At 62.0% G+C, this 3,765-nt stretch carries 4 protein-coding genes; all 4 read right to left on the bottom strand.

Annotated elements, in window-relative coordinates:
- Window positions 1-665 (bottom strand): pyridoxal phosphate-dependent aminotransferase (locus EN925_RS27270; protein ID WP_164894418.1); only part of this gene is annotated, 665 nt, incomplete at its 3' end.
- 224 nt (window positions 666-889) lie between these two features.
- Window positions 890-1,351, bottom strand: coding sequence for a MucR family transcriptional regulator (locus EN925_RS27260; protein ID WP_013528917.1), 462 nt, complete (start codon window positions 1,349-1,351; stop codon window positions 890-892).
- Between the two features lie 216 nt (window positions 1,352-1,567).
- Complete coding sequence (locus EN925_RS27255) at window positions 1,568-2,287, bottom strand: ROK family protein (protein ID WP_027163053.1); 720 nt, start codon at window positions 2,285-2,287, stop codon at window positions 1,568-1,570.
- A 13-nt stretch (window positions 2,288-2,300) separates the two neighbouring features.
- Window positions 2,301-3,677, bottom strand: coding sequence for a glucose-6-phosphate dehydrogenase (zwf, locus tag EN925_RS27250; RefSeq protein WP_024504766.1), 1,377 nt, complete (start codon window positions 3,675-3,677; stop codon window positions 2,301-2,303).
- Window positions 3,678-3,765 lie beyond the last annotated feature (88 nt).

Genomic DNA, 3,765 nt, shown 5'->3' with positions numbered 1-3,765 from the left:
ACGGCTGCCTCACTGAGCCCGAAGGCCTTGGACAATGACGAGCCGCTGATCGCCTTCGGGCTCAGTGAGGCAGCCGTCGGCAGCCGCCTGCCGTAGGAGAGGTCGCGATAGGTCTCGTCGACCAGCAGATGGCAGTCGCTGCTTTCGGCAAGCGCCACCAGCGCATCGAGCTCGGCTCGGCTCATCATCGTGCCGGTCGGGTTGTGCGGGCAGGTGACGCTGATCAGCTTCGTGTCCGGCCGAATCGCGGCCTTGACGCGTTCGACGTCGATGGCGAAGCCTTCCTCGAAGGCCAGGTCGACAAAGCTGATGGCGCAGCCGATCGCCCTTGGGGTTTCGATGTTGGTGGCGTAGTTGGGCCGGATGACGACGAGATGGTCGTTGGCCGACAAAAGCGAGGTCGAGATGATGAACAGCGCGCCGGCGGCACCGGCGGTGACCAGGACATCATCCGGCGAAATGCCGGCATCCTGCGCCGATATCAGTGCACGCAACTGCTTGTCGCCGCGATGCTCGCCATAGAAAAGCGTGAGATCGGGCAGCGACAGGCCGATGTCGGAGAGCTTCTGGTCGGCGATCGAGCTTTCGGAAAGATTGAAGCGGATACGGTCGTAGCCGTATTCTTCCGGCGCCTCTTTCTCGATCACCATCCTGGTGTAGTTCATGGCTCACTCCCCAAGAGCAGTTCACCGTTTCACGGAAACGGCGACCCGCTCTAACTCCTTGTTTTTACGCAATTCCGGACGGAAAACCGTTTCACACTTTTCCTGGAATTGCTCTAGGAACCCGTCCGGTCCATCCAAGCCATAAGAACATGAAGCCTGCCAAGGCGGATTCGCCGGCAGGCTTCTGTTCCAGTCGTCCTAACTGTTGGCTCAGGACTGAATGTTCAGGCCGAGGCCTTGGCCTTCCTGCCCTTGGCGGGCGCCTTGACGGGGGCGGCCTTGCGGCCGAGGCCGATCGACTTCGCCAGCAGCGAACGCGAGGCCGCGTAGTTGGGAGCGACCATCGGATAGTCCGACGGCAAGCCCCATTTGGCGCGATAGGCGTCCGGCGTCAGGCCGAAATGCACACCGATGTGACGCTTCAGCGATTTGAACTTCTTGCCGTCTTCGAGGCAGATGATGAAATCGGGCGTCACCGACTTCTTGGGATTGACCGCCGGGACCAGCGGGGCAGCCACCGGGACCGCAGGCTTGCCGAGCCCGCTTATCGAGGCGCTGACGCTGGCGATGAGGTCGGCCAGGCCGGAGGCAGGCAAGCGGTTCTTCTCGACGTAAGCGGACACGATGTGGGCGGTCAGCTCGAGCAGATCGATGTCTTTACGGGCACTGTTGCTATCGTCGGTCACTCTATTTCTCCGTCTACAGCGAATGACCTGAAAATCGGATTCGACTTCCGGAAAGGATCATGCGCGAAATCAAAATGCTATGGCGTCCTTCGTGCGTCCACGGGACGAATTGGCGTTGTTGTAGCGCGGAATTCCTAGTCGGCAAATCTGCGTATTGCAACGACTTGATGGCAGGTCACACGTTATTTTGAACAACTATATTAAACAATAACAGTATCAGACTATCAGCGCCTTGTCGCGCCACAAACGAAACCCGCCTTCGAAGGCGCGTGTGTTGTCGCCGCGCCTGGAGTCGGCGGGCAATTCATCGAGCTTGTCGACGTTGCCGCCACCAATGACGACATAGTCAGGCTGCATGGCGGCACGGAGCCGGTCGACGACGTCGAAGACGTATTTGCGCCATTTCTTCTTGCCGCGCTTTTCCAGGCCGCGTTCGCCGACATAATCCTCGAAGCTCTTGCCCTTCTTGTAGGGCAGATGCGCGAGTTCCATCGGTTGGGCGACGTTGTCGGCAATCATCGCCGCACCGAGCCCGGTGCCGAGCCCGAGGAACAGCATGCGCCCGCCCTCGTAGCTGCCGATGGCCTGCATCAGCGCGTCATTGACCACTTTCACCGGTTTGCCGAACGCGCCCGCAAAGTCGAAACCAGCCCAGCCCCTGCCGAGATTGGCGGGGTCGGCGAGCGGCCTGTTGTGGTTGACCGGACCGGGATAGCCCATCGAGACGACGTCGTAGGACAGGCCTTCGGCGAGCTTCTTCACGGTATCGATCATCTGTTGCGGCGTCAGCCCCGGCCCCGAATCGGCGCGGCGCTCCGCGCCGCCGGCGCTGGTGAGGATCTTGACGTGCGAGCCGCCGATGTCGATCGTGAGCACGATCTTTTCAGCATCCGGCGTCTCGGTGCCCGATGCTGGTTGCTTCACTGCCTTGGCCATCGCGTGGTTCCTCTCACTTCACCGGATCGATCCAGCCATTGGGTGGCCCGAACCCGGCCATGACGTCCGCCGGTCCCCATGTGAGCGGCTCGTAGAGGTGCGGCGGCGTGGTGTCGCCAAGCACCGGGCCGACGATGCGCCAGGCCAGTTCGCTGGCGTCCTGGCGGGTGAACAGCTGGCCGTTGCCGTTCATGGCGTCGCCTATCAAGCGTTCATAGGGCGGCATGTCGCCCTTCGAGTCGTCGAGCGCCGTCAGTTCGACCTGCTCGCCGATCATGTCGTCGCCCGGCGCCTTGCGCTGTGCTCCGATGGCGATCACCACCTGTGGGTCGATGCGGAAGCGGACGTAGTTCTGGTCGGCGGGCTTGATCGGATCGAAGACATCGAGCGGTGGCCGCTTCAGCCGCACCACCACTTCGGTGACATGCACCGGCATGTTCTTGCCGGCGCGGATGAAAAACGGCACGTCCTGCCAGCGCCAGGTGTCGACGAAGAAACGCACCGCCGCGAAGGTCTCGACGGGCGAGTTCGGCGCGACGCCGGGTTCAGTGAGATAGCCGGTGAACTGGCCGCGCACGACATCGTCTTTGGTCAGCGTCCTGATCGCGCGCAGCACCTGCACCTTCTCGTCGATCAGATCGTCGGCGGAGCGGCCGACAGGCGGCTCCATGGCAAGCAGCAACAGGATGTTGAGCAGATGGTTCTCGATGACGTCCCTGATGCAGCCGACATCGTCATAGAAGCGGCCACGTCCCTCGACGCCGAAATCCTCGGCCATGGTGATCTGCACGCTCTCGACGTAGTTGCGGTTCCAGATCGGCTCGAGGAAGGAATTGGCGAAGCGGAAATAGAGCAGGTTCTGGATCGCTTCCTTGCCCAGGTAGTGGTCGATGCGGAAGATCGACTGCTCGTCGAACACCAGATGCAGGACCCGGTTCAGCCAGCGCGCCGATTGCAGATCGTGACCGAAGGGCTTTTCCACCATCAGCCGCGCGCCATGCGCCGTGCCCGACTGCTCCAGCCCCTGGACGACGGTCTCGAACATGGTCGGCGGCACCGCCATGTAATGCAGCGGTCGCTGTGCGGTGCCGAGCGCGCTCTTCAGTTTCTCGAACGTCGCTCCGTCACGGTAGTCGCCGCTGACGTAGCGCAGCAGCGAGGCGAATTTGGCGAAGGCTTTTTCGTCGATCTTGCCGAGCGCATTGACGATGCCGTCACGCGCGCGCGCCTGCAATTGCTTGAGGTCCCAGGCATCGAAGGCGACGCCGATCACCGGTTCGGTAAGCGTGCCCTTGGCGACCATCTGGTAAAGGGCTGGAAATATCTTCTTGTGGGCGAGGTCGCCGGTGGCCCCGAAGAGCACCAGCGTGTCGGACCGTTCCTGGCTCATGCGCGTGTCTCCCCCGCTGTCCTCACTTGCCGGCCTTCGGCTTCTCAACATGGCCGCCAAAGGCATAGCGCATGGCGGAGAGCAGCTT

This window comes from Mesorhizobium sp. M7A.F.Ca.US.006.04.2.1 (assembly GCF_004022915.1).
Taxonomy (GTDB): domain Bacteria; phylum Pseudomonadota; class Alphaproteobacteria; order Rhizobiales; family Rhizobiaceae; genus Mesorhizobium; species Mesorhizobium ciceri.
Note: the sequence above shows the minus strand (reverse complement) of the source record. Positions and strands in the feature narration are given on the sequence as shown.